The 24,711-nt window shown below is 69.8% G+C and carries 22 protein-coding genes, 1 tRNA gene and 1 pseudogene; 12 read left to right on the top strand and 12 right to left on the bottom strand.

Annotated elements, in window-relative coordinates; all coding sequences use genetic code 11:
- Positions 1–198 precede the first annotated feature (198 nt).
- The 5 genes from SACAZDRAFT_RS13675 to SACAZDRAFT_RS13655 form a co-directional block, all read right to left on the bottom strand.
- On the bottom strand, positions 199–2,868 hold the full coding sequence (locus SACAZDRAFT_RS13675) for an AfsR/SARP family transcriptional regulator (RefSeq protein ID WP_005442650.1): 2,670 nt from the start codon (positions 2,866–2,868) through the stop codon (positions 199–201).
- A gap of 78 nt (positions 2,869–2,946) precedes the next feature.
- Positions 2,947–3,837 carry an alpha/beta fold hydrolase gene (locus SACAZDRAFT_RS13670; RefSeq protein ID WP_005442649.1) on the bottom strand — a complete coding sequence of 297 codons (891 nt, stop codon included), beginning with the start codon at positions 3,835–3,837 and terminating at the stop codon, positions 2,947–2,949.
- 88 nt (positions 3,838–3,925) lie between these two features.
- On the bottom strand, positions 3,926–5,128 hold the full coding sequence (locus tag SACAZDRAFT_RS13665; RefSeq protein WP_005442648.1) for a thioester domain-containing protein: 1,203 nt from the start codon (positions 5,126–5,128) through the stop codon (positions 3,926–3,928).
- A gap of 120 nt (positions 5,129–5,248) precedes the next feature.
- The gene (locus SACAZDRAFT_RS13660; protein WP_005442647.1) at positions 5,249–6,310 is read right to left on the bottom strand and encodes a trans-sulfuration enzyme family protein; all 1,062 of its coding nucleotides are present in this window, start codon (positions 6,308–6,310) and stop codon (positions 5,249–5,251) included.
- Positions 6,311–6,388: 78 nt separating this feature from the next.
- Positions 6,389–6,471: transfer RNA gene (locus SACAZDRAFT_RS13655), tRNA-Leu, on the bottom strand.
- A gap of 125 nt (positions 6,472–6,596) precedes the next feature.
- Between SACAZDRAFT_RS13655 and SACAZDRAFT_RS13650 the strand changes: the two genes are divergently transcribed.
- The 7 genes from SACAZDRAFT_RS13650 to pknB all read left to right on the top strand — a co-directional run bounded on the left by SACAZDRAFT_RS13650 (position 6,597) and on the right by pknB (position 16,233).
- Positions 6,597–7,835, top strand: a complete 1,239-nt coding sequence (locus SACAZDRAFT_RS13650; protein ID WP_005442646.1) for a DUF3662 and FHA domain-containing protein — start codon at positions 6,597–6,599, stop codon at positions 7,833–7,835.
- A 195-nt stretch (positions 7,836–8,030) separates the two neighbouring features.
- Positions 8,031–8,501 carry an FHA domain-containing protein FhaB/FipA gene (locus tag SACAZDRAFT_RS13645; RefSeq protein ID WP_005442645.1) on the top strand — a complete coding sequence of 157 codons (471 nt, stop codon included), beginning with the start codon at positions 8,031–8,033 and terminating at the stop codon, positions 8,499–8,501.
- Positions 8,498–9,928, top strand: a complete 1,431-nt coding sequence (locus tag SACAZDRAFT_RS13640) for a Stp1/IreP family PP2C-type Ser/Thr phosphatase (protein WP_005442626.1) — start codon at positions 8,498–8,500, stop codon at positions 9,926–9,928. The genes SACAZDRAFT_RS13645 and SACAZDRAFT_RS13640 overlap by 4 nt, the downstream gene beginning before the upstream one ends.
- A complete protein-coding gene (locus SACAZDRAFT_RS13635) occupies positions 9,928–11,448 on the top strand; it encodes an FtsW/RodA/SpoVE family cell cycle protein (protein ID WP_005442625.1) in 1,521 nt (506 codons plus the stop codon). The genes SACAZDRAFT_RS13640 and SACAZDRAFT_RS13635 overlap by 1 nt, the downstream gene beginning before the upstream one ends.
- Complete coding sequence (locus SACAZDRAFT_RS13630; protein ID WP_005442623.1) at positions 11,445–12,914, top strand: peptidoglycan D,D-transpeptidase FtsI family protein; 1,470 nt, start codon at positions 11,445–11,447, stop codon at positions 12,912–12,914. The genes SACAZDRAFT_RS13635 and SACAZDRAFT_RS13630 overlap by 4 nt, the downstream gene beginning before the upstream one ends.
- A gap of 3 nt (positions 12,915–12,917) precedes the next feature.
- Positions 12,918–14,156, top strand: a complete 1,239-nt coding sequence (locus SACAZDRAFT_RS13625; RefSeq protein ID WP_005442622.1) for a serine/threonine-protein kinase — start codon at positions 12,918–12,920, stop codon at positions 14,154–14,156.
- 85 nt (positions 14,157–14,241) lie between these two features.
- Entirely contained in the window at positions 14,242–16,233 is a 1,992-nt protein-coding gene (gene pknB, locus SACAZDRAFT_RS13620; protein ID WP_005442620.1) for a Stk1 family PASTA domain-containing Ser/Thr kinase, read from the top strand.
- Positions 16,234–16,335: 102 nt separating this feature from the next.
- Here pknB and SACAZDRAFT_RS13615 read toward each other — a convergent pair whose 3' ends face one another.
- Together SACAZDRAFT_RS13615 and SACAZDRAFT_RS23010 are read right to left on the bottom strand one after the other, a co-directional pair.
- The gene (locus tag SACAZDRAFT_RS13615) at positions 16,336–16,977 is read right to left on the bottom strand and encodes an aminodeoxychorismate/anthranilate synthase component II (RefSeq protein ID WP_005442613.1); all 642 of its coding nucleotides are present in this window, start codon (positions 16,975–16,977) and stop codon (positions 16,336–16,338) included.
- Positions 16,978–17,002: 25 nt separating this feature from the next.
- Positions 17,003–17,149, bottom strand: coding sequence for a hypothetical protein (locus SACAZDRAFT_RS23010; RefSeq protein ID WP_005446163.1), 147 nt, complete (start codon positions 17,147–17,149; stop codon positions 17,003–17,005).
- Between SACAZDRAFT_RS23010 and SACAZDRAFT_RS24075 the strand changes: the two are divergent.
- Positions 17,134–17,319: pseudogene (locus SACAZDRAFT_RS24075) on the top strand (TetR/AcrR family transcriptional regulator); the annotation flags it as partial. The gene SACAZDRAFT_RS23010 and the pseudogene SACAZDRAFT_RS24075 overlap by 16 nt on opposite strands.
- 662 nt (positions 17,320–17,981) lie before the next feature.
- On the opposite strand, the gene SACAZDRAFT_RS13605 reads toward SACAZDRAFT_RS24075, so the two are convergent.
- Positions 17,982–19,013, bottom strand: a complete 1,032-nt coding sequence (locus tag SACAZDRAFT_RS13605) for a class E sortase (RefSeq protein WP_005442610.1) — start codon at positions 19,011–19,013, stop codon at positions 17,982–17,984.
- 510 nt (positions 19,014–19,523) lie between these two features.
- Here SACAZDRAFT_RS13605 and crgA point away from each other — a divergent pair.
- Both crgA and SACAZDRAFT_RS13595 read left to right on the top strand, forming a co-directional pair.
- On the top strand, positions 19,524–19,790 hold the full coding sequence (gene crgA / locus SACAZDRAFT_RS13600) for a cell division protein CrgA (RefSeq protein WP_005442608.1): 267 nt from the start codon (positions 19,524–19,526) through the stop codon (positions 19,788–19,790).
- A gap of 47 nt (positions 19,791–19,837) precedes the next feature.
- The gene (locus SACAZDRAFT_RS13595) at positions 19,838–20,269 is read left to right on the top strand and encodes a PH domain-containing protein (protein WP_005442607.1); all 432 of its coding nucleotides are present in this window, start codon (positions 19,838–19,840) and stop codon (positions 20,267–20,269) included.
- On the opposite strand, the gene SACAZDRAFT_RS13590 is transcribed toward SACAZDRAFT_RS13595, so the two are convergent.
- Both SACAZDRAFT_RS13590 and SACAZDRAFT_RS13585 read right to left on the bottom strand, forming a co-directional pair.
- On the bottom strand, positions 20,245–21,198 hold the full coding sequence (locus SACAZDRAFT_RS13590) for a rhomboid family intramembrane serine protease (RefSeq protein ID WP_005442605.1): 954 nt from the start codon (positions 21,196–21,198) through the stop codon (positions 20,245–20,247). The two genes, SACAZDRAFT_RS13595 and SACAZDRAFT_RS13590, sit on opposite strands and share 25 nt — an antisense overlap.
- A gap of 121 nt (positions 21,199–21,319) precedes the next feature.
- Positions 21,320–21,877: a peptidylprolyl isomerase gene (locus SACAZDRAFT_RS13585; protein WP_005442603.1), complete on the bottom strand. Its 558-nt coding sequence runs from the start codon at positions 21,875–21,877 to the stop codon at positions 21,320–21,322.
- A gap of 91 nt (positions 21,878–21,968) precedes the next feature.
- Here SACAZDRAFT_RS13585 and SACAZDRAFT_RS13580 point away from each other — a divergent pair, with 91 nt between their 5' ends.
- Positions 21,969–22,652, top strand: coding sequence for a hypothetical protein (locus SACAZDRAFT_RS13580; protein ID WP_005442602.1), 684 nt, complete (start codon positions 21,969–21,971; stop codon positions 22,650–22,652).
- An 85-nt stretch (positions 22,653–22,737) separates the two neighbouring features.
- Here the strand turns inward: SACAZDRAFT_RS13580 and SACAZDRAFT_RS13575 are convergent, their stop codons facing one another.
- Entirely contained in the window at positions 22,738–23,181 is a 444-nt protein-coding gene (locus SACAZDRAFT_RS13575) for a DUF6918 family protein (protein WP_005442600.1), read from the bottom strand.
- Positions 23,182–23,361: 180 nt separating this feature from the next.
- Positions 23,362–23,919, bottom strand: coding sequence for a DUF2020 domain-containing protein (locus SACAZDRAFT_RS13570; RefSeq protein ID WP_005442598.1), 558 nt, complete (start codon positions 23,917–23,919; stop codon positions 23,362–23,364).
- Between the two features lie 56 nt (positions 23,920–23,975).
- Here SACAZDRAFT_RS13570 and SACAZDRAFT_RS13565 point away from each other — a divergent pair, with 56 nt between their 5' ends.
- Complete coding sequence (locus SACAZDRAFT_RS13565) at positions 23,976–24,680, top strand: MerR family transcriptional regulator (RefSeq protein ID WP_005442596.1); 705 nt, start codon at positions 23,976–23,978, stop codon at positions 24,678–24,680.
- Positions 24,681–24,711 lie beyond the last annotated feature (31 nt).

The following is a 24,711-nucleotide window of genomic DNA, read 5'->3' as shown; positions in this document are numbered from 1 at the left end:
ACCGGCACCCACGCCGCTCCCCTCCACCACACGGGCGCCCGGCATCGCGACGAGCAGGCCGTCACAACCCCCGATCAGCGCCTGTCACACTCGTCTCGCTCCCCCGCTGGACGGGAGCGCGTCGAACCGGCCCCCGGGCGGCGACCGCCACTCTGCCGCCGGGCGCGTGCAGTCGCGTGACACTCCTGTGCCACGCGGTCACTCCACCGCGTCGACCAGCGCAGGACTTCCCGCCGAGGCGAGCAACTGCCGACTGCGAGCCTGCGTCACGACGTCGCCGGCGGACCCGGCCAGCCGCACCGCCTTGCGCAACGCGTCCACGGCGTCGTCGCGCCGCCCCGCCGCCAGGTAGACCTCGCCCAGATCGCGCCAGGCCACCGCCGGATGACTCGCCGAGCCGTACGCCTTGGCCACCTTGACCGCTTCCCTGCCGCAGGCGAGGGCCCTGTCGAACTCGCCGCGTTGCACGTACAGCCGCGTGGTGTTGACCAGCGGCCCGAGGCGCTCGTAGGGATTGCCCGTCTCCGCATGCAACCGCAGCGACCGCTCGTAGCACCGCTTCGCCTCGGTGAACCTCCCGAGCGCGCGGTAGGTGGTGCCCAGCCCCGTGAGCGCCGTCGCCACCAGGCGCGGATCGGCCATCTCCTCACCGATCGCGATCGCCGCCTTGTTGGCCCGCAACGCGGCGTCGTACTCCTGGCTGCTGTTGTACAGCGCGCCGAGCCGGTGCAACACCGTCGACTCCGCTCGGCGGTCCTCGCTGCGCCGAGCAGCCCGCAGCGCGACCTCGTGGGTCTCCTCCCAATCGGACCAGTGCTTGCGCAGGACGTAGAACGTGCACAGCACGATCGGCAGCGCGGACGCGTAGGCGTGCCAGCCGCGACGCTCGGACTCCCGGACGACGGCGACGAGGTTCGCGCGTTCGGCCTCGTACCAGGCCAGGGCCTCCCGCAGGTCGTCGAACCGCACCGTGGCAACGCGATCCGACGGCACGGGCAGCCCCAGGTGCAGCGGCGCCCGGCGCACGAACTTGCCCGCGCGCACGGCCGTGTGGACGTAGTGTTCCGTGATCCGCTTCGCCGCCGCGGCCCGTACCCGCCCCGGCAACTCCCGCTCACCGGCCCGCAGGACGCACGCCCGCACCAGGTCGAGCAACCGGTGTCGTCGCGGGCCGGGCGAGGCGACCAGGTTGGCCTCCTCCCACTCCGCCACGACCTGCGCTGCGTGTCCGGTCTCGCACTCGGCCAGCGCGGCGATGGCCTGCACCGTGAACTCGGGCCCCGGCAGCACACTCGTCAACAGCAGCGTGTGCCTCGCCGGTCCGGACAACGCCGCCAGCGACCGCTCGAACGCCGCACCCACACTCGCCCGGTCGTCCCCCGGCACCGTCAACAGCTCGGGCCCGTGCTCGGTCAGGGAGTTCAGCAGCTCCGGCACAGACACTCCTCGCCGCGTCGCCAGGGACGTCGCCGCGAGACGCAGGGCCAGCGGCACCCCACCGCACGCGTGCGCAAGCTGCCTCAGCTCGTCGCTGCCGTCGCCGCGCCCCACGAGCAGCCGCGACAACAGCACCGTCGACTCGGCGGTGCTCAGCGCGGGAACCCGCACGCCACGCGCCTCGTCGAGCGCCACCAGACCCGACAGCGCGTACCTCGCGGTGACGATCACCGCGCACTCGCCGGTGCCGGGCAGCAGGGGCCGCACCTGGCCGGCGTCCGCCGCGTCGTCCAGCACGAACAACACCCGACGCCCACGCACCAGCGAACGCAGCAGCGCGCCGCGAGCGTCGACGCCGTCCGGCACACCCGCCGCCGGGACCCCGAAGGCGCGCAGGATTCGCAACAGCACGTCGGCGGGCTCCGCTGTGGCAAGGCCCGAGAAACCACGCAGGTCGACGAACACCTGCCCGTCCGCGAAGTGCTCCGCGACGTGGTGGGCCAGCCGCACGGCCAGCGCCGTCTTCCCCACACCCGGCTGCCCGCTGAGCACCAACAGCCGTCGGCCCCGCGAGTTCGTGAGCCAGTGCACCAGCTCGTCCACCATCGCGGACCGACCGACGAACCCGGCGCACTCGGCGACGAGTTGCCGGGGCACGGACAGCTCGCCCACGAGTTGTGCCGGGGCCTCGGCGGTGCGGTCCTCCCCACGCAGGATGGCCTCGTGGATCCGTTGCACCTCGGCCCCGGGATCGATGCCGAGCTCCTCGGACAGGATGGCTCGCAGGCGCTGGTGCGCCGACAGCGCCTCGGCCTGCCGCCCACCCCGCGCCAACGCGAGCATCAGCTGGCCCCAGAACCGTTCCCGCAACGGATACCGCTCGACGAACGCCGTCAACTCGCCGACGAGTGCACCGTGCCGCCCGGCGGCCAACTCCCGGTCGACACGGTCCTCGATCGCCCGGGTGCGCTCCTCCTCCAACGCCGCCACGAGCGACCGCGACAACTCGTCCGACCTGACGTCGGCCAGCGGCTCACCCCGCCACAGCGAGAGCGCCGACCGCAACGCCTCCGCCGCCCTCGCCGGGTCGTCGATCTCGTGCGCGGCCGCCACGATCGACCGGAACCGCAGGAGGTCCACCTCGTCGTCCGCCACGTCCAGGACGTAGCCGGGATTGCGGAGTCGCACGAACACCCTGGTGGGGTCGACCTCACGCAGGCACGCGCGAAGCCTGCGCACGTACGAGCGGACCGTGCTGTGCGCACCCGGACCGGGTTCGTCCCACAGGTACGACACCAGCTCGGAGACCGAGACCACGCGGTTCGCGTTGCACACCAGAGCGGCGAGGAGTACGCGGAGCCGCCCGGCAGGAACGGTGATCTCCCGGTCCCCGTCGACGACCTGCAGCGGGCCCAGAACCCGGAACTCCATGGAAAACCCCCGACCAGATCGTGCTCGTTGCCGCGACGAGGGGTGAACACTAACGGTCGCGCTCCACGCGGGAACGAGTCAGGTCACGATCCGCCGCAGCAGCGCCTCGCCGCACGTCCACAGCACCGAACCGGCCTCCCCGGGCAACACGCGACGCACGGCGCCGGGGATACGGTCGGCCAGAGTGCACCCGTTGTCGGGGGAATGGCCGGTGTCCTCGTCGCCGTACCAGAGTTCCACCGCGCACGACACGCGGTCGAGATCGAGCCGCCACGGACGCATCGCGGCCAGGGTGTCGGTGGCGTAACCGTGTGGCCCCTGCGCGAACCCCTCCGCCAGTGCCGTCCGGTAGGCCGCGTCGAACACCGGTTCCGCGTACACCGCCGCGTCGCGGGCCGGACTTCCCGCCAACACCATGCGGTGCACGGCGTCGGCGTCGAAGGCGAGGAACCGCTCGTAGGCCGCGTCCGGGTCTCGGGCGCAGAGGTCCACGAGGGTCGCCAGGTGGCCGTCGAGCGCACCCGCCGCGTGCCACCGGGCGACCTCGTCGGCGGCGGAGACGAGATACAGAGCCGACGGCAGGCCCGCCACGGCGCAGGCCAAGGCGAAGGGCGCCCCCTGCGAGAAGCCGACCACGACCGGGGCCTCACCGCACCGAGCTTCGACGAACTGCTCGACGTCGCCGGCGAAGTCCGACAGTGCTCGACCCACTGTCCGACCCACTGTCCGGCCCACTGTCCGACCCGGCGCCGGGCTCGACACACCGAGCCCCGGCCGGTCCAGACCGATCAACCGCACACCGAGCTCGTGCACGTGATCGGAGCCGAACCCCAACCGGCGACTCGTCGCCGCCCCGGGGCACAGCAGCACGGGCCGACCGGTCGGCGGACCCCACTCGCTCCAGCCCAGCACCCGACCGTCCGCGAGCCGGAACTCGCCCAGCCGCTCCGGTGGCGCGACTCCGTACACGAAAAGTCCTCCGACAACGACGAAAGCCACCTCCCCGCGCGAGGCGGGCGAGGTGGCTTTCGATCATCTCAGTGGACGACTCCAGGCGTCACGCGCTTTTCTTGCGACGCTGCAACAGGATCGCGCCCGTACCGGCACCGAGGAGGCCGAGCCCGATGAGCAGCGGCACCATCGGCGACGCACCGGTCTGCGCCAGGTCCTCGGAGTCCGCCTGCGGCTTCACCGAGGGCTGCGTCGTCTCGGTCGGAGCCGGCGCCTCGCTGGTCGTCTCGCTCGGAGCCGGGGTCTCGGTGGTCTCCTCCGGCTCGGTCGGCTGCGGGGCGGCGTTCCACTCCACACCGGCCTTGGCCGAAAGGTTGGTGTCCTCCGACGACGCGACGATCAGCGACTGCGCGGGCTTGCGGTCGTAACCCTCGCTGACGAACAGGCGCCCGGTGGCCAGGTGCGCGGTGGCGCTCAACGAGAACTCGCCCGCGCCCGCCTCGGCCTCGGCGGGGACGTCGACGTAGATTTCCGTGCCGTCGGTGATGTCACCGGCGGCGAGTTCCGTGCCGTCCGCGTCGGTCAGCGTGACGCCCTCGGGAAGCTCCGTGGAGATCTCGGTGATCTCGCCCGTGGTGCCCACGGTGAACGGGCCGAGCCGCTCACCCGCCGCACCGGAGGCGGTCTCCGGCGACACCTTCAACGCGGGAGCGGGCTCCTCGATGCCCACATTGGACTCACCGGTGAGGTAGTCGTAGAGCGCGAGCACGTCGGCGTCCGCACCGGCGTCACGGGAAGACGACGGGTCGTTCCGGTCGATGTCCTTGCCGTCGCTGAAGTGCCACACCGCGGCCTGCGTACCCGCGATGGCTTCCCGCTTGTCCAGTCCGTTGTGGAGCTCGACACCCTGCTCCACGAGCTTCTCCTCGAGCGCGTCGAGGTTCTTGCCCTGGAAACCGTGGTGCAGCACCCAGTTGATGCGGTCGCGGTTGGAGTGGAACGGGGAGTCCGCGTTCGGGAATTCGTCCCACGGGCTTTCGAACAACGAACGGCTCGGGTCCACACTGACGCTGATTTCGACGCAGTACGCGCGCAGCGTGTTGCCGCCCTCGATGTTCAGCGTGAACAGCGTGGTCTGCATGTTCTGAGAACCCTGGCCGAGGTTGACGTTGTACCCGTTCTCGCCGCCCCCGCCGACGATGTCCGCCTTCGCACCCTCCGCCGATGCGGGAAGTGCGCCGAGGGACAGGGCGGTAGCCGTTCCGGCCACGAGCGCGCCGACCCTGGCCAACGTTCTTCTGCTGCTCATGAGTCTCCTAAGAAGACAGTGGAAGGGAAAACCCAGTCAGGTGAAGATCAGACACCGGTCGTTGCGGAGCATACACACGGCGTCAATTCCACTACTCGAAGGAGGGAAGAAGGCGCGCGTTCAGTTCACTGAACACAACGCTCGGTTTATGTCGGCCCACAAATCCTCGGGATCTTCCAAACCGACACTCAACCGAAGCAACCCCGCGGCCACATGCGCGTCTCCAGGACGTGCCGCTCGTCGCTCCATTGTGCTTTCCACGCCACCCAGGCTCGTGGCGTGCTGAACCAGTTGCAGTGCCCGACAGACCTCGTCGGCCCTCTCCGCGTCCGCCACGTCGAACGCGAGCATCGCTCCCTGCCCGGGATACCGCACTCGGCTCACCGCGGGATGTTCCGCGAGCCGCTGCGCCAGCCGAGCCGCCGTCGCCGACGCCTCGGCGAAGCGCACGGGAAGCGTGCGCAGTCCCCGCAACGCCAGGAACGCCTCGAGCGCACCCGGAGTCGCACCGAGCCGGGTCCTCGCCTGCCGCAGCGCGGTGACGCGCTCGGGATCGCCCGCCACCGCGACCCCGAGGAGCAGATCACTGTGCCCGCCGATGAACTTGGTGGCACTGTGCACCACCACGTCGGCGCCGAGTGAGAGCGGCTGCTGCCCCAACGGCGTCGCGAAGGTGTTGTCCACCACAACCGTCGGCCGGTGTTCCAGCTCACGCGCCGCCGCGGCGACCGCGGCGATGTCGGTCACGTGGAGGCTCGGGTTGGTGGGCGACTCCAGCCAGAGCAGGTCCGCGCGGGCCGCGGCGTCGAGCCACGCACCCGTGTCACCGGGCTCGACCGAGACGACCTCGATCCGACCCGCGTCCTGTTCGTGCGCGAAGTGGCTCCGGGTGCCCGCGTAGCTGTCCCGCGGCACCACCACCCTGGCGCCCACGCGCTGCGCGTCGAGCACGGCGGACGCCGTGGCGATTCCCGAAGCGAACGCGACGGCGTCGCCGCCCTCCAGATCCCCGAGCGCCGCCTCGAACGCCGCCCAGGTGGGCGTGCCGTCCTCACGGGCGTACTCCAGGCCCAGCATGCTCGCGGGAGCGATCGGCACGTTCATCGGCTGCCCCTGGCCGGAGGGCCGCCCCGCCACGATCGCCCTGGTGCGGGCCGACCACCGTTCGTTCCCACCAGCCATGGCCACCAGCCCTCTAACAGCCCTCCAACGCAGAACCGCCGCCGGGAAACCTTCCCCGGCGGCGGTTCGTCTTCTCTGTGGGCGAGGAGGGAGTTGAACCCTCACGTCCTTGCGGACACACGGACCTGAACCGTGCGCGTCTGCCATTCCGCCACTCGCCCGAGCAACTTCGACAGTGAGAACAGAGTAGCAAGGTGAATCGGACGGCTTGCACGGGGGCCCGTGTTTCACCGGCAAAACCCGATACGATCGGCTCCGAAGGTACACGTGGAAGGAGGTAGTCCCGGTGGGACGCGTGCAGCGCTTCGATCGGCGCCTCGAAAGCCTCGTGGGAGATACCTTCGCGCGAATATTCGGTGGCAACGTCGTCACGCAAGAAGTGGCGTTGGAACTGGAGCGGGAGTGTGAGGACAACGTCCGAGACCTCGCGGGCGGGCGCAAGCTCGCACCCAACCACTACGTCGTTTCGTTGGGCGCCGAGGACTACGACCGCATGGCGGCGGACGGGCAGCGGGTCACCCGCATGCTCGCCGAAGCCGTGTCCGAGCATCTCGCTGAGCACGGCTGGGACACCTATGGTGACGTCGTAGTTTCGCTAGAGCGCAACGAGGCGCTGCATACTGGAAAGTTCAGAACCCGCTCGACCGTCGACCCGGACGTCAAGGCACATGACGCCGGGACTTTCACGCGGTCGGCACGAATGAGCGACGCAGGAGACCGACCAATGAGCCAGCCCGGCGGCTACGGCCAATACGACCAGGGTGACCCGTACGGCCAGCAGGGCCAGTACGGCTACGGACAGGGACAGCCCGGTTACGACCAGGGATACGGTCAACCCGGCCAACCCGGCCAGCCCGGCGGCTACGACCAGGGTTACGGCCAGCAGGGCTACGACCAGGGATACGGTCAGCAGGGGTACGACCAAGGCTATGGCCAGCAGGGCTACGACCAGGGCTATGGCCAGCCTGGGTACGACCAGGGCTACGGGCAACCGGGGTACGACCAGGGTTACGGTCAGCCGGGTCAGCCCGGCGGCTACGACCAGGGCTACGGCCAGCCCGGGTACGACCAGGGATACGGTCAGCCGACGCCGACCGGCCAGCCCGCCTACGACCAGGGCTACGCGGCGCCGCCGAGCCCGCCCGCCGGCTACCCCGCACAGGCTCCCGCGCCGGGCGCCGACCCCTACGCGCAGCAGGGCGGCTACCCCGGTGGCATGCCTCCCGCGAACCGGCCGCTCAGCGCGATGCTGCAGCTCGACGACGGCTCCAACCGGACCTACTCGCTGAAGCAGGGCGGCAACGTGATCGGCCGCGGTCAGGACGCGGACTTCCGGCTGCCGGACACCGGTGTCTCCCGCCGCCACCTCGAGATCACGTGGGACGGGCAGAGCGCCACGCTGGCCGACATCGGCTCCACCAACGGCACCACGGTCAACGGCACGCCGGTGCAGACCTGGCAGCTCGCCGACGGCGACGTGATCAGGGTCGGCCACTCCTCCCTGGTGTTCCGCACCCAGGGCTGAGTCCGGCGAGCGTCCGACGAGCGGAGCCGACCGACCACCGACGACTTTCGGCGTCCCGCACGGTAACCACACGCGTGTCCCGCATAATGACGGCCACACGGGGTGACCTGTGGAGCCGATGAGTCGCACGGCGGACGGTCGTACGACGATGGGCGCCAGAGGTTGGGCGCGAGAAGGCGGGAGCTGACACAACCGGTGCCAGAGCTGGTCGTACAACTCACCAGAGTGGGATTCCTCGTCCTGCTCTGGATGTTCGTGTTCGCCGCGCTGCGCGTGGTGCGCTCGGACCTCTACGCGGCGTCGGGGCTGCGGGTCAACGTGCCCAGCCTCCGCCGCGGGAACAAGGAGAAGAAGCCACTACGGGGCAGGAACAAGCTGCCCCGGCAACTGGTGGTCACCCACGGGGCGCTGGCCGGCACGCGCATCGCCCTGGACGGCAGGCCGATCCTGATCGGGCGGGCCGACGACTCGACTCTCGTCCTCGACGACGACTACGCCTCGACACGGCACGCCCGCCTGTCACTGCGAGGCGACGAGTGGTACGTCGAAGACCTGGGCTCGACCAACGGCACCTTCCTCGACCGGGCTAAGGTCACTGCACCCCTCCGAGTCCCACTCGGTGTCCCCATCCGGATAGGCAAGACGGTGATCGAGCTTCGCCCATGACTCTCGTCCTACGCTATGCGGCCCGCAGCGACCGGGGCCTGGTTCGTTCCAACAACCAGGACTCCGTGTATGCCGGCCCTCGTCTGCTCGCCCTCGCCGACGGTATGGGCGGCCACGCCGCCGGTGAGGTGGCCAGCAAGGTGGTCATCGCCGCCTTGGCTCACCTCGACGACGACGAGCCCGGCGACGACCTGGTGACCCAGCTGCGCGACGCCGTCAACCAGGGGAACCAGGCGATCTCCGAACTGGTCGCCAACGATCCCGACCTCGACGGGATGGGGACGACGCTCACCGCGGTGTTGTTCTCCGGCTCCCGGCTGGGTCTCGTACACGTCGGCGACTCGCGTGCCTACCTGCTCCGCAACGGGCAGTTCTCCCAGATCACCCGCGACGACAGCTTCGTCAACGAGCTGCTGGAGCAAGGGCGGATCACGGAGGAGGAGGCGGCGACCCACCCCCAGCGTTCCCTGCTGCTGAAGGCGCTCACCGGCCACGAGGTCGAACCGAGCGTCACGGTGCGGGAAGCCCGCGCGGGCGACCGTTACCTGCTGTGCTCCGACGGGCTGTCGGGCATGGTGAGCAACGAGACGCTCGCCGAGGCGCTGCGCATTCCCGACCCTCAGGAGTGCGCGGACCGGATGATCGAGCTGGCGCTCAAGGGCGGCGGCACCGACAACGTGACGGTCATCATCGCCGACGTCGTGGACGTCGACTTCGGCGAGGACGCCCCCATCGTCGGGGGCGCGGCCGGTGACGGCTCCGACGAAGGTCCGCAGGGCGACTCCCCGGCGGCTCGGGCCCGGGCGCTGACCGCGCCGCCCCCGCCGCCGCAGCCCACGCAGACCGAACAGCTGGAGACACCTCCCGACCCAAAAGCCAAGAGGCGTAAGCGGGTCCGCCTGCTCCTGGCATTCGGACTCGCTCTCGTGCTGCTGGCCGCGGCAGCGTTCGCCACCCGGTACTTCGTTCTGCGGCAGTACTACGTGGGCGTCGACGAGTACGACGAGGTCGTCGTCTACCAGGGTGTCCCAGGCAGCATTCTCGGTCTGGACCTGCAGAAGAAGGCCGAGAACTCGTGCCCGCCCAACGCGTCGCTGTGCGAGCCGCTGCGCCTGTCGGACCTCCAGCAGGACGCTCGTGCCGCCGTGACCAACGGCGTCAAGCGCGAAGGCCTCGAGGACGCGCGGCAGTACCTCAACACGCTGCGCCGCAACAACCTGCTCGAAATCTGCGACGACGAGTCCGACCAGGCCCAGGGCGGCGGGCTCGGCGGGGTCGAACAGGGCGGCGCGTCGCACGAGTCGTCCGACGGGGCGAAGCCGGACTCCGACGCGGGTCAACCGACCGACACGACTGCGGGACGGAACGAGGGCGGGCAGCGTCCGGGCGTGGACTGCCGCCCGGCGCCCAGCTCAGGCGGTAACTGATGGCGCAGCCCGCAGGTACCCCCAGCGCGGCGGCTCAGTACACCACGAACCCGCCGCGTGAGCTGCCGACAAGGCGGAGCACCGAACTCCTCCTCCTGGCGTTCTCGGCGTTCATCGTGACGTTCGCGTTCGTCCTCGTGCAGGCGAACCAGGAGCAGGAGCTGTCCTGGTCGGTGCTCTGGTACGGGCTCGCGTACCTCGCCATCTTCAGCGTCGCCCACGTCGCCGTGCGGCGGTGGGCGCCCTACGCCGACCCATTGATCCTCCCGTGCGTGGCCCTGCTCAACGGGCTCGGCTTGGTGATCATCCACAGGATCGACCTCGCCGAGGCCCGGGTCGCGCTCGCCCGGGGTCAGGAGTACGCGCCCCACGCGCCGCGTCAGGTCCTCTTCACCGTCGTCGCGCTGGCGTTCTTCCTCGCCGTGCTGATCCTGATCAAGGACCACCGCAAGCTCACCCGCTACGCCTACACCTGCGGCCTCGTGGGCATCGTGGCGCTCGCCCTGCCCGCGGTGCTGCCCAGCTCGATGTCCGAGGTCAACGGCGCGAAGGTGTGGCTGAAGCTCCCCGGCTTCTCGATCCAGCCCGGTGAGTTCGCCAAGATCCTGCTGATGATCTTCTTCGCGTCGTTCCTGGTGTCGAAGCGGGATCTCTTCATGACCGCGGGCAAGCGGGTGCTCGGTGTGGAGTTCCCGCGAGCGCGCGACCTCGGGCCGATCATCATCGCGGCCGTGGCCTGCCTCGGCATCCTGGTGTTCGAGAAGGACCTGGGTACGGCGCTGCTGTTCTTCGGCATCGTCCTGGTGATGCTGTACGTCGCCACCGAACGCATCATCTGGGTGGTGCTCGGCGTGAGCATGTTCGCCGTCGGCGGCATCATCGCGTACTCGCTGTTCACCCACGTGCAGCAGCGGGTGGCAAACTGGATCGACCCGCTGGAGACCTACCACGACGCCGGTGGTGGCTACCAGATCGCACAGGGCCTCTTCGGTCTCGGCACGGGCGGGATGTTCGGCACCGGGCTGGGGCTCGGCCGCCCCGACACGGTGCCCGAATCGCACACCGACTTCATCAGTGCCGCGCTCGGCGAGGAACTCGGGCTGGTAGGGCTGAGCGCGATACTGGTCATCTACCTGCTGCTCGCCATGCGGGGCATGCGCAGCGCGCTCGCCGTGCGTGACACGTTCGGCAAGCTGCTCGGCGGTGGCCTGTCGTTCGCGATCGTGATGCAGCTGTTCGTGATCGTCGGTGGTGTGACGAAGCTGATCCCGATGACGGGTGTCACCACACCGTTCCTCTCGGCGGGTGGATCGTCATTGCTCGCCAACTACGCTCTGGTGGCGCTGCTGCTCCGGATCTCCGACGCCGCACGCAGGCCCCAACAACCCGCCAAGCCGAAGCCCGTACCCCAGGCTCCGCTGGCCGAGGCGCACACGGTGATGGTGCAGCGCCCGCCGGCCGAGCCCGGGCCGCTCGGGCCGGCGCAGCCCCAGCCGCCCGAAGAGGGGAGGCGTCCGTGAACACACCGCTACGCAAGGTCGGCGTCGCCATGCTGGTGATGGTGGCCATGCTGCTCGCGAACTCCACGTACATCCAGGTCGTGAAGGCCGAGGACTACCGCACCGACGGCCGCAACAACCGCGTGCTGTACGACGAGTACTCGCGCGAACGCGGCAAGATCACCTCCGACGACGCGGGCCAGGTCCTGGCGGGCGTCAAGCCCACCGACAGCACCTTCAACTACCGCCGCACCTATCTCAACGGGCCGATGTACGCGCCGGTGACGGGTTACTACTCCGTGGTGTACGGCGCGGGCGGCCTCGAAGCGGCCTACGACGAGTTCCTCAACGGTTCGGACTCGCGGCTGCTGGTGCGGCGGCTCAGCGACATGATCACCGGCCGTGATCCGCGGGGCGGCAACGTCCAGCTCACCGTGCAGCCCGCGGTGCAGGAGGCGGCGTACAAGATCATGACCGACCGCGGGTACAAGGGCGCCGTCGTCGCGCTCGACCCGAAGACGGGCGACATCCTGTCCATGGTCTCCACCCCGTCGTACGACCCCAGCGACCTGGCGTCCCACGTCACTCCCGAACAGCAGGAGGCGTGGAAGAACTACACCGACGACCCGGACAACCCGATGTTGAACCGGGCGATCCGCGAGACGTATCCGCCGGGCTCGACGTTCAAGATCCTGACGACGGCGGCTGCCCTCGAAAACGGTGCATCGGCCGACACCAAGGTCACCCCCGACGCGCGAGTCACACTCCCGGGCACGTCCACGACGCTGGAGAACTACAACGGCCAGACCTGCCCCGGCAACACGCTGAAGGACGCGCTGGCCTACTCCTGCAACACCGCGTACTCGGAGATCGCGGCCGAACTCGGGGCCGAGAAGATGCGCGCGACCGCCGCCAACTTCGGTGTCGGTATGGACGACCTCGCCATTCCCATGAGCGTCGTGCCCTCCGACCTCGGTGAGATGGAAAGCGACGCCGCGCTCTACCAGACCGGCATCGGCCAGCGCGACGTCCGCATGACGCCGCTGCAGGTGGCGCTGCTCTCCGCCACCGTCGCCAACGACGGGGTGGCCATGAAACCGCGGCTCGTGAACAAGCTGCTGGCCCCCGACCTGTCGGAGATCGAGGAGTTCTCGCCGGAGGAGCTCACCGGCGACGCCGCCATGTCCGCCGCCAACGCCGAGGTGCTCACCGACATGATGATCGCCTCGGAAGCCAACACGCAGGGCGGAGGCAAGGACGCGTCGCTCAAGATCGCCTCGAAGACGGGCACGGCCGAGCACGGGTCCGACCCCAAGAGCACCCCGCCGCACGCCTGGTACACCGCCTTCGCCCCGCACGACGACCCGCAGGTCGCCGTCGCGGTCATCGTCGAGTCCGGCGGTGACCACGGGCTGGCGGCGACCGGCGGCCGGGTGGCGGCCGAGATCGGCCGCGCAGCCATCGCCGCCGCGCTCGGAGGTGGCTGAGTCATGCTGTCGTCCGGGCAACTGCTCGCACAGCGCTACCGACTCGACAACCGCATCGCGGTCGGTGGCATGGGCGAGGTGTGGGAAGCCAATGACACCCGGCTCGACCGCACCGTGGCCGTGAAGATCCTGAAGGCCGAGCTGTCCGGCGACGCCGAGTTTCTGCACAGGTTCAGGACCGAGGCGCGCACCACGGCGTCACTGAACCATCACGGCATCGCGGCGGTCCACGACTACGGCGAGACCGACGCGGGCGAGGGTTCCATCGCCTACCTCGTGATGGAGCTCGTCAAGGGCGAACCGCTGGCGGCCATCCTCGCCCGCGAGGGCAGGTTGTCGCCCGAGCGCACGCTCGACATCCTCGAACAGGCCGGGCGGGCGCTCCAGGCGGCGCACGAGCGCGGCCTCGTCCATCGGGACGTGAAACCGGGGAACATCCTGGTCACCCCCACCGGCGAGGTGAAGGTCACCGACTTCGGCATCGCGAAGGCGGCCGACGCGGCGCCCGTGACCCGTTCCGGCATGGTCATGGGTACCGCCCACTACATCGCCCCCGAACAGGCGGTGGGACACGACGCGGAACCCTCCAGCGACGTGTACTCCCTCGCCGTCTGCGGATACGAGTGCCTCGCGGGCCACCGACCGTTCCTCTCGGAGCACGCGGTGAGCGTGGCGATGATGCACATCAGGGACGTCGCGCCGCCGCTCCCGCCCGACGTTCCTCCGGGCGCACGAGCCGTCATCGAGGCTACCCTCGTCAAGGACCCACGACAGCGATACGCCAACGGAGGCGAGTTCGCGTCCGCGGTCGCGGCCGTGCGGGCAGGACATCCGCTCCCACCGCCGTCGAGGCTCGCCGCCGCCGGTTACCTCACCCACCCGGTGCCCCCGAACCCCCCGTACGCACCGGGTGCCCCGATGGTGACAGCGGCGCCGACACCGAACTCCGGTCCCATCGGACCGGGTTCACGCCCGTCGATGTCGCCGGTACCACCGCCGATGCCGATGGGGCAGGCTCGACGACGTGCGCCCGCGTGGACGTTGCTGGCCGTGGCCGCGGTACTCCTGGTGATCATCGTCGTGCTGGTGCTCGCGCTCACTGTCTGGGGCAAGGGCGACTCGGATGGTGACGACAGCCGAGCTCCGATGGGCACCAACTGGTCGCACTCGGGTGTGGAGTCACCCGATGGCGGCGGCGGGCAAGGCATGATGGTCACACCCCCGATGGAGAACCGCAGGTGAATGTCGTTGGCACGGCACTGGCGACACGGACCGGCCAGAGGCCGGGCGTGAGTAGAAGACCGAGTGAATGGGACGGCACCGAGCAATGAGCGCACCCCGACTGCTCTCGAACCGCTATGAGCTGGGTGACACACTCGGCTATGGCGGGATGTCCGAGGTCCACCACGGTCACGACACCCGACTCGGCCGCGAAGTGGCCGTGAAGATCCTGCGTGCCGACCTCGCCCGCGACCCCATGTTCCAGGAGCGCTTCCGGCGGGAGGCGCAGAACGCCGCTGCCCTGAACCACCCGGCGATCGTGGCCGTGTACGACACGGGGGAAGCGGACACCGAGTACGGCCCGCTGCCCTACATCGTCATGGAGTACGTCGAGGGCCGGACGCTGCGCGACATCGTGAAGACCGAGGGGCCGATGCCGCAGAAGCGGGCCATGGAGGTCATGGCCGACGTCTGCGCCGCCCTGGACTTCTCCCACCGCCACGGCATCATCCACCGCGACGTCAAGCCCGCCAACGTCATGATCACGCGCAACGGCGCGGTGAAGGTCATGGACTTCGGCATCGCGCGCGCGGTGCACGACGGTCAGGCGGCGATGACGCAGACGGCCGCGGTCATCGGCACGGCCCAGTACCTCTCGCCGGAGCAGGCGCGCGGCGAGACGGTCGACGCGCGATCGGACGTGTACTCCGCGGGCTGCGTGCTGTACGAGCTGGTGACCGGCGAGCCGCCCTTCACCGGTGACTCTCCGGTCGCGGTGGCCTACCAGCACGTCCGGGAAGCGCCGAACGCGCCGTCGGAGTCGAATCCGGCGGTGAGCCCCGAGCTGGACGCCGTGGTGTTGATGGCGCTGGCGAAGAGCACGACCGAGCGGTACCAGTCGGCGGCGGAGATGCGGTCGGACCTGGTGCGGACCCTCTCGGGTCAGCGGCCCGCCGCCCCGATGGTGGGCGCCGTTCCGGTCGAGGAGGAGCGCACCCAGGTGCTCAACGCACCGCGCAAGCCCGAGCCCGTCGACGACGCGTACGAGGCGGAGCCGTACGACGATCCCGCCGAGGAGGCGCGGCAACGCCGCAAACGGCGCACCATCACGGCCGTGCTGCTCACCCTCCTCGCCCTCGGCGCCGTGGCGTTCATCACGTGGATCAACGGTGGTTTCAAGGGCACTCCGGAGCAGGCCGTCATCCCCGACGTTCAGGACCTGCGGGTGGAGAAGGCGCAGCAGGAACTGCGCGAGGACGGCTTCACCAACATTGACCAGGAAGCGGTCATCTGCCTGGACAACCCTCCGTCCGGCGATTCGCCGTGCTCGTCCGACAAGATCGGCAAGGTCATCGAGACCGATCCCCCGCCGGGCGAGGAGGTGGCCCTGGACACCCGAATCCTCCTCCGCGTGGGCACGGCGCCGAACAAGGTCTCCGTTCCGGACCTGAACGGCCTCTCGCCCGAGGCGGCCAAGGCCGAGCTGGCGGACGCCAACCTCACGCTCGACCCGAACTACGACGAGGTGGAGGTCGACGACCCGAACCTGTACGGCAAGGTGGTCGGCCAAAGCCCGGAGGCGGACAAGAAGGTCGAGCCGGGGCACTCGGTGAGCATCAAGGTCGGCAAGCAGCCCGACATGGTGCAGGTGCCCAACATGACCGGCAAGTCCTACGACGAGGCCAAGGCGACTCTGGAGGGCCTTGACCTCGTCGTGGAACGCGACGACGTCGACCACGAGAAACCCGAGGGCACCGTGGTCTCGCAGGAGCCCAACGGCGGCAGCGTGGAGACCGGCTCGACGGTCGTGCTGAGCGTGTCCAACGGCTCCCAGAGCCAGATCGAGCTACCCGACCTCACGGGCATGACCTACGAGGAGGCGGTCAAGGCGCTGAAGGACGAGGGCTGGAACGGCACCGCGTCGCAGCAGACCCAGACCACCGACGACTCCGACCTGGTGGGCAAGGTGATCGCCACAAACCCGTCCGCCGGTAACTCGATCGCCAAGAATCAGAACATCACGCTCGTCATCGGAGCCGACGACGAGGGCTCGACGGAGCCCTCGGACGACGACGACATACCGGGAATCCCCTGGTAAGAGGCGTTGACGAACGAAGGCCACCCCTCGGCGGTGACGTCGGGGGTGGCCTTCGTCGTTGTCCGTCGATGTCTGTCGGTGCGCTCGGCGGCCCGTGCGGGGCTACGCCATGGCGGCGTGCTGCACCGCGCGGGTGGCCTGCTCCAGCTCGTCGACGAGCTGCTCGCGGACCGGATGTCCGGCGGAGGCCATCCAGTTGGCGAGCATCCGGTGCCCGCCCTGGGTGAGCACGGATTCCGGGTGGAACTGCACGCCCTCGACGGGCAGTTCCCGGTGTCGCATGCCCATCACGATCCCCGAGGCGGTCCGTCCGGTGACCTCGAAGGTGTCCGGGACGGTCTCGGGCAGCACCGTCAGCGAGTGGTATCGGGTCGCGGTGAACGGACTGGGCAGGCCCGCGAAGACACCGGCGCCGTCATGTTCCACCTCGCTGGTCTTGCCGTGCAGGAGCTCGGGCGCGCGGTCCACCGTCGCCCCCCACGCGACGCCGATGGCCTGGTGGCCGAGGCAGACGCCGAGCACCGGCACGGATTCGTCCGCGCACCGCCGCACGACCTCGACGCTGCGTCCGGCCTTCTCCGGCGTCCCCGGGCCGGGCGAGACGAGCACCCCGTCGAAGCGGACCACGTCGTCGACGTCCACGACGTCGTTGCGCCACACCGTGCACTCCGCGCCCAGCTGGGCGAGGTACTGCACGAGGTTGTAGACGAAGCTGTCGTAGTTGTCGACGACGAGTACACGCATGTGGCAAGCCTACGACTCGGGCGCGTCAGGCCTGTCCGCGACGCCGGAACAGCACAGTGGCCAGCGGGACGGCCACCACGCAGCCACCGACGAGCCACGCCGTCACGGTCCAGGCCGTGCCGTCCGACATCGGCAGCCCCAGCAGCAGGTAGACCCATGGCGGACAGCACACGCCCCGAGCTGCCCGGCGTCCTCGCGCGGATGTGGGGCCGTGAACCCGCGCCCCGCCGAGGACCGAAACCGAGCCTCGACCTGGCCCGGATCACCAAGGCCGCGACGGAGATCGCCGATGCCGCCGGTCTCGCTGCCGTGTCGATGAACAACATCGCCTCACGGCTCGGCGTGGCACCGATGTCGCTCTACCGGTACGTGGGCAGCAAGGACGAGCTCCTGCTCGCGATGCTCGGCGCCGCGGCCGGCGAGCCTCCCTCCCCCGACGGCCTGTCCCGGCGCGAGTACCTCGCCCGCTGGGCCAGGGCCAACGTCGACCTGTTCGTGGCCCGCCCGTGGCTGCTGTCCATCGCCGAGCGCCCACCACTCGGTCCGCGGGGGCTCCTGTGGCTCGAACGCCTGCTGGCCGCGCTCGACGACACGCCGCTCGACGACAACGAGAAGATCCTCATCGGCACGACGTTCAGCGGCTACGCGCGCAACGAAGGCCGGGTCACCTCCGGCGAAGACCTGGCCGCGGGAAATGCGCGCGAGGCGCGGATAGGTTTCCTCGTGGATCGACGAAGGGGACTTCTGGTCGAGCCTCGACCTGCTGCTCGACGGGATCGACTCCCTCATCGCCCGACGCCGAGGTGCGAACACGCGTCCCTGAACGGCGGACACGCGTGCCTGGGGTCACTCCTCCACGGCGACGTCGTTGAACGGCAGCAACGGCTCCGCCCACGGGAAGACGACGAACATCAGCAGCGCCACGGCCCCGAGCACGAGGCCCGCGGCAAGGCCGATCCGTACCGGCAGCGGCCCGGGCAGGTGTCGCCAGATCCAGCCGTACATCACGCCTCCCCGATCTCCGTCAACAGCTCTTCGTAGGTGGCGCCCGCTTCCTTCTCGTACACGTGCGTCAGCACCCCGTGAATGATCATGCGCTCGCGGTCGGAGAACCGCGGATGGCACGTGGTGAGGGTCAGCAGCTCCACCTGGCCCTCCTCGGCCAGCTGCGAATCGGGCCGGTACGGCACCGGGGCGACGGCGTCCCCTCGCGTGGGCGGCACGATGCGGCGGCCCACCGTCTCCTCGTACGTCGGATCGATCTCGGTGAGCGGGCGCACGCCTTCACACCGCGGGTCCTGGCCCTTGCCCTGCGCCCAACCCTGCACCTCGTCGGTCATCGGCAGCACGCGGTAGACGAAGAACTCGTCGACGGTCTCGATCACCACCGCGTCGCACGAACCGAGCAGATCCAGGTCGTTGAACGGCGCGCCCTTGCCGACGCGGTGCCCGGCCACGGCGAAGTTGCCGGGCCGCCCGGGCATCGCCGACTTCTTGTAGTGCCCCGGCCCGACCTCCAGCGTCGCGGCGTCCACGCCCTGCTGAACCGTGAAGTTCCAGTCGACGCCGAACGACGGGATGTAGATGCGCGCAAACGCTTGCCCGTCCATGGGATCGGCGTGCATCTGCCGTTCCTGCGACCAGAGCTCGTCCAACTCGGCGCTGGCCTCGCGCTGGAGTTCCTCGGACATCAGGTTGGTGACCCACAGCTCGTAGACGACGAACAGCAGCATCACGAGCCCGAGGGTGATCAGCACTTCGCCGAAGACGCGCACCGCCGCGCGACCCTTGCCGCCACCGTCGTCCGCGGTCGACTTCGCCTTCCTCCGCGTCTTCACTGACTTCGCCGACCGTGTCGGCGCCGACTCCTCCGGGTTCTCCGGCGTTTCCTCCGGCGTTTCCTCCTCGTCGGGGCGCACGTCCTCCGCGTCGGCGGGAGGCTGCTCGGGTGGCGGGGCCGGGCGCCGCCGGGGAGGACGCACGGCCGGTGTCAGCACGGGCCGGGTCGGGGCATCCATGCGGTCCACGCCGTCCATGCCGTCCCCAGCCGCCTCCGCCGGAGGTACTCCCGGCCGTGGGCGTTGCGGGACGTGCCGGGGGTGCGAGGGCCCGGACACGCGCGACGGCCGCCCCGACCGAGGTGGTTGAGGTGGTTGCGGAGCGCGGAGAGGCTGCGGGGGTTCGGACAGAGTGCCCCGCATCGGATCCTCGACGGGCCGCCGCGGCACCTGGCGTGCGCGATCGTGCGGATCGTGCGGACGCGGACGTCGCGGATACGGCTCGCCGCGGCGGCGCCCGGCGGGCGGCATCCCGTCACGGGGCGGGTCGGGCACCCGACCGCGCGGGGGCGCGTTGAACTTGCGGGTCTCCGGGTCCTCGTACCTCGACAAGCGAGCTCCTCTCGCGCGGGCGGCACGCGGTCATCACGATCTGCTGACCAGCGCTCGCTCCCCGGTTCTGGCGCCTGCCCGATTACGTTAACGTGTGGGGAAGGTGGCAGTCGCACACTGCCGATCATTCTGCCGAAAGAGCACGCGAGGACTCCGATGCCCAAGTCCAAGGTCCGCAAGAAGACGGCGTACACGCCGCCGACCGATCGCCGCACGCCTGTCAAGGTGCGCGCGGCGGGCCCGTCGCATCCGGTCTACAAGGTCGTGATGTTCGGCTTGATGCTGCTCGGTCTTGCCTGGCTCGTCGTCAACTACCTGGCCGGCCACAAGATCGACTTCATGACCGAACTCGGAGACTGGAACTTCGCGATCGGCTTCGCCCTCATGATCACCGGCCTGCTCATGACCATGCGATGGCGCTGAGAGGCGAAAACACAGCGGTGTAACTCATCCCCACTGTGGACAACCCTGTGGACAACTCGGCCCGAGCCTGGGCTCCGCGACCCGGTCTCGTCGGCGTCGGCTGGGCTCTCACAGTGGCCGCGGCCTGCGCGCTCGCGTGGACCGCGCTCTCGGGCGACCGCCCGGGGACCCTGCTGCTGAGCGTGGTCACCGCCGCGTTCGCCGCGCTGTCGCTGCACGGCACCGTGGTGCGTCCGCGGCTCACCGCCGACGCCTCCGGCGTCCGACTGCGCACGCTCGGTCGCACCCACTCGCTGCGGTGGTCGGACGTCGCCGTGCGACTCACCACGGCCCGGCGCTACGGCCGCGAGGCGCAGATCGTCGAACTCGATTCCGACGACCGCCTCACCGTGCTCGGCTGGATCGAACTCGGAACCGATCCGCACGACGTGTACGACGAGCTCGTCCGACTGCGTCAGACCCCGCACAACGCCGGATAGACCAGACACAGCTGGTCGGTGAGCTGCGCGTCCCGGTAGATCACCAGACCGACCAGTGCCGCGGCGACGATCGCCAGCGCACCGGCCTGGTACGCGGCGCGGTTCTTCTCCGGCGCGTACACCATCGCCACCATCGCGAGAGCCCCGGCGACCAGACCGCCGAGGTGACCCAACAGGGAGATGTTGGGGATCGAGACGCTCAGGATCACGTTCAGCACGATGATCCCGATCGCCGTGGTCGGGTTGAGCCGCAGACGCAGCACCGCGACGAGGATGGCGCCCATCAGCCCGTAGATCGCGCCCGACGCACCCGCCGTCCCGGTGTCGGCCGCGCCGAAGGCGAACACGGCAGCGCCCCCGGCGAACATGGACAGGAAGTACAGGGCCACGAACCGGACCCGCCCGAGCAGCATCTCCAGATCACGCCCGAGCACCCACAACGCCAACATGTTCATGGCGAGGTGGATCAGGCCGTAGTGCAGGAACCCCGACGTCAGCAGCCGCCACCACTCGTCGAGCACGACCACGGCCTCCGGCCACAGCACGCCGTCGGCGAAGACCGGCGAGTTGTGGTTGTTCATCGCGTCGCTCGCCTGGAACGCCGTGAGGGCGTACACGACGACGTTGATCGCGATGAGCAGGGGAACGACCACGAGCCGCTGCGGCACCCGGGCCCCCGCCACCGTACGGGCGCCGTAACCGGCCTTGCGGTAGGCCACCGACTGTGCCCGGTGGTGCTGCTGCGCCGTGGACACGCAGTCGATGCACTGGTAGCCCACGGACGCTTCCCGGAGACAGTCGGGGCACGCGGGCCGATCGCAGCGGACGCAACGCAGGCCGGTCTGCCTGGCCGGGTGCCACCAGCAACCGGGCAGAGCCTCTTGTTGCGGTGGCTGCCCGTACGGCGGAGGGGTGGGGGGCTCGGTCACAGTGCTGTCGACACTCCTGTGTTCACGGCCTGGTCCGTCCACGAGGTGATTCGCTCACCACGCGCCCGCGGCCGACACACGCGCGTGGCCCACCACCAACCTACCTGGTGCCGGGTACTACTCAGCCGCGTTCGACGGTGACGCGCTCGATGACCACGTCCTCGAGGGGCTTGTCGGCCGGACCGGTCGCGGTACGGGCGATGGCGTCCACGACGTCGCGGGACTCCTGGTCGGCCACCTCACCGAAGATCGTGTGCTTGAAGTTGAGGTGCGGCGTCGGGGCCACCGTGATGAAGAACTGCGAGCCGTTCGTGCCGGGGCCCGCGTTCGCCATGGCCAGCAGGTACGGCCGGTTGAACTGGAGCTCGGGGTGGAACTCGTCGCCGAACTTGTAGCCCGGGCCGCCGCGGCCGGTACCCGTCGGGTCACCGCCCTGGATCATGAACCCGTCGATCACCCGGTGGAAGATGCTGCCGTCGTAGAACGGACCGGACCTCTCACCCTTGGCGTTCGGCTGGGTGTACTCCTTCGTGCCTTCGGCCAGACCGGTGAAGTTCGCGACCGTCTTCGGCGCGTGGTCGGGGAAGAGCACCAGGTGGATGTCACCGCGGTTGGTGTGCAGTGTGGCCTTGATCTTCCCGCCACTGGGGGTTGCGTTGCTGTCAGTCACGCGATTCATCGTGCCATCCACGGCGGGATCGGGAGGAAAGGGGCAGGATGAGCTGCAGGCGCACGCGCCACGCAGACCACGAAACGACGAGGTGAGGCCGATGGGTTCGAAGGCTCGAACCACTCAGACAGTAGGTGATGCCACCAGAAACGGCGCGCGCACACTGCGGGAACGCGCCCTCGAGGTCGGGAGGGTGAGCGCCGACGTGGCGGCACAAGCGGCACAGGTCGCGGAACAGCGGTTGAGCGAGAGCACCGAGATCGCCCGCAAGGAGCTCGCCCGCCGGGCCGCCCAGACGCGGAAGGAAGCCGTGCGCAGCGCGAAGGAGGCACGCGCGACGGCCGAGCTGCGCAGGGAGGAACTGCGCGCCCCCGGCCGCAAGGCGAAGAAGGCCGCGTTGAAGGCGGCGAAGGCGGCGGGTCAGTCGCGGCGCAAGGCCAAGCGCGACTTCCGGGCGGCGAAGAAGGAGTTCAAGGCCGCGATGTCGGAGGCGAAGGCCGTGTCGAAGCACGGCGTCGCGAAGCGCAGTAAGCGGCGGTGGCCGTGGCTGCTCGGCACGGCCGCGCTCGCGGGCGCAGCTGCCTACGCGATGAAGTCCCGGCAGGAGGAACCGGCCATCGCGCCCGTACCGCCGCGCAGCACGGACAATCCCGACCCGTCCACGCAGCCGACACAACCCGCGCAGCCCACGGCGCAGTCCCCGAAGTCCGACGCGCCGTCAGGGCAGCAGTCGAGCTCGGGCAACGCCAGGACGACGCAGGCGGGCAAGCCCGCCAAGAGCTGACGCGGACACTCGTGCGACTGTCCACATGGGAAGACCCCCGGGACCTCTGACAGGGTCACCGGGGGTCTTCGCGTGGCACGTTCGCTCAGGCGGCGTGCTTGTCGATCAGCTTGCCGAGGCGGGGCAGGGCCTCCTCGACGTTCTCCTTGCCCTTCGGGCGGAGCTTGCTGTAGACCTTCTTGATGCTGTCGCGGTCGCTCTTCTCCGAGCGGGCGTCGGTCACCGACAGCAGAGCGTCGGCGGCGTCCGGGCGGGTCGGCAGGTAGGTGCCGAATTCGGCCGCACCGCTCGCCTTGAAGTCGGCGTAGATGGGCTCGAGCGCGGCGACGAACTCGTCGAGCAGGCTCTCGACCGCGGCACCGATGATGCCCGGCTTGATCTTCTTGACAGCGGCGTAGCCGGTCTTGATGACGGTGCCCGAGACGCCGCTCTTGGCCGCGACCTCCTCGTCGATCAGAGTCTGGAGGTCGGCCACCACGGTCGGACGGCGGCTCGAGTCGAGCAGGATTTCCTTCAGGGTGTCAGCCACGGATCCCATCCTTCACAGTCTGATTCCACGAATTGGTCGCAGGGCCGCAAGTGCGGCTTCGGCACGCCGTGTAGCCGGTAACCCGGTCGGGGCTTGCCGTTCTGGGGTGAGCCTGCGCGTGCGCGTAACCCTAATACAAGATCAAACTGGGCTGCACGCAGCGGTGTCTTGTCGTCACTCTCAGAACCCAAGCCTGGTGATGGCCTCGACCGCGACCGAGCGCGCCTTCACGCTCTGTTGCTGATTCGTCCTCACGACCACGGCGTGTCCTCCCTTGGAGACGGCGTACACGGCACCGTCGTCACCGGACTCGTAACCGCCCTCCCACCCCGTGGGTTGCGCGGTGGGATTCGAGGTCGCCACCGGGGCCGCATCGTCGACGATCGCGCGGGCGACCTCCTCCTCGCCCACGTACACCCGCACCGTGAGCTGGACGTCGCCGTCGGGCCGGTAGAAGAAGCACGCCGGGTTGGTGTCCTCAGAGGACGTCCGGACACTGCCGACCCGCTGGCCGTTGGTCTGGGCCACGAACTCGGTGTCGAGGTAGGGACACTCCCCCTCGGCGGCGGGTTCGGGCTCCGGGGGCAGGGGCACCGACGTCCCCGACGTCCCCGACGCTCCCGTCGCCCCCGACTCCGACGAGGTCGCGGATTGCCGACTCTCCGGCTCGGCTGCTCCGCCGCAGCCGGCCACCAACGCGGCGACGGCCGTACCGATCACGACAAGGCTTGTGCGCATAACTGGCACAGTGAACCAGACGTGATCATCGGGCTCTGTGACGAGGTGAGGCAGACGTGACTCCACGAGCACTGCGTCCGGTGGACCTCGCGCGGGCGGCGGGGGTGTCGGCCCAAGCGATCCGCAACTACGCCGACGTGGGCATCCTTCCTCCGGCCGAGCGCACCGCCTCGGGCCACAGGGTGTTCCTGCCAAGGCACCGGGACGCCCTGCTCGCCTACCGCGCACTCGTGCCGGGCGCGGGCCTTCCGGCCGCGCGCACGATCATGGCCGCCGCCAACGCGGGTGACCGCCCGCGTGTGCTGGCGCTGCTCGACGCCGTCCACGCCGAGCTGCACGACACACGTCGTTCGTTGCGGGAGCTCACCGAATGGCTCGACGCCGTCGCCGGGCGGCAACCTCAGCGGCCGTCCCGCGCCGGCCTGCGGATCGGCGAGGTGGCACACCTGCTCGGCGTGCGTACCTCCACGTTGCGGGTGTGGGAGGCCGAAGGCCTGCTGACGCCCGCGCGGGAGCAGGGCACGCGGTACCGGACGTACTCGCCCACCGACGTCCGGGAGGCCCAGCTGATCCATCTGCTGCGCCGGGTGCACTACCCGCTGCCTCGGATCGGTCCGGTGCTCGACGCCCTACGGCGCACCGGAAGCACGGAGGCGTTGCAGGCGGCCGTGACCACACGCACGGACGAGGTGGACCGCAGGGCGACGGCGCTGCTCGAAGCGTCGGCACTGCTGCACGCGTACCTGTCCGAGGTGCCCTGACGCCGATCGTGCTCTACGCCTGTCCGCCGAT

This window comes from Saccharomonospora azurea NA-128, assembly GCF_000231055.2.
In the GTDB taxonomy this organism is placed as follows: domain Bacteria; phylum Actinomycetota; class Actinomycetes; order Mycobacteriales; family Pseudonocardiaceae; genus Saccharomonospora; species Saccharomonospora azurea.
The sequence above is the reverse complement of the archived record's forward strand: the minus strand, read 5'-3'. Positions and strand labels throughout refer to the sequence as shown.

Bases quoted from the DNA above. Each gene is read 5' to 3' on its own strand.
- SACAZDRAFT_RS13675 (WP_005442650.1), bottom strand. From the start codon at position 2,868: ATGGAGTTCCGGGTTCTGGGCCCGCTGCAGGTCGTCGACGGGGACCGG.
- SACAZDRAFT_RS13665 (WP_005442648.1), bottom strand. From the start codon at position 5,128: ATGAGCAGCAGAAGAACGTTGGCCAGGGTCGGCGCGCTCGTGGCCGGA.
- SACAZDRAFT_RS13660 (WP_005442647.1), bottom strand. From the start codon at position 6,310: ATGGCTGGTGGGAACGAACGGTGGTCGGCCCGCACCAGGGCGATCGTG.
- SACAZDRAFT_RS13640 (WP_005442626.1), top strand. From the start codon at position 8,498: ATGACTCTCGTCCTACGCTATGCGGCCCGCAGCGACCGGGGCCTGGTT.
- SACAZDRAFT_RS13635 (WP_005442625.1), top strand. From the start codon at position 9,928: ATGGCGCAGCCCGCAGGTACCCCCAGCGCGGCGGCTCAGTACACCACG.
- SACAZDRAFT_RS13625 (WP_005442622.1), top strand. From the start codon at position 12,918: ATGCTGTCGTCCGGGCAACTGCTCGCACAGCGCTACCGACTCGACAAC.
- pknB (WP_005442620.1), top strand. From the start codon at position 14,242: ATGAGCGCACCCCGACTGCTCTCGAACCGCTATGAGCTGGGTGACACA.
- SACAZDRAFT_RS13615 (WP_005442613.1), bottom strand. From the start codon at position 16,977: ATGCGTGTACTCGTCGTCGACAACTACGACAGCTTCGTCTACAACCTC.
- SACAZDRAFT_RS13605 (WP_005442610.1), bottom strand. From the start codon at position 19,013: ATGGACGGCGTGGACCGCATGGATGCCCCGACCCGGCCCGTGCTGACA.
- crgA (WP_005442608.1), top strand. From the start codon at position 19,524: ATGCCCAAGTCCAAGGTCCGCAAGAAGACGGCGTACACGCCGCCGACC.
- SACAZDRAFT_RS13585 (WP_005442603.1), bottom strand. From the start codon at position 21,877: ATGAATCGCGTGACTGACAGCAACGCAACCCCCAGTGGCGGGAAGATC.
- SACAZDRAFT_RS13580 (WP_005442602.1), top strand. From the start codon at position 21,969: ATGGGTTCGAAGGCTCGAACCACTCAGACAGTAGGTGATGCCACCAGA.
- SACAZDRAFT_RS13570 (WP_005442598.1), bottom strand. From the start codon at position 23,919: ATGCGCACAAGCCTTGTCGTGATCGGTACGGCCGTCGCCGCGTTGGTG.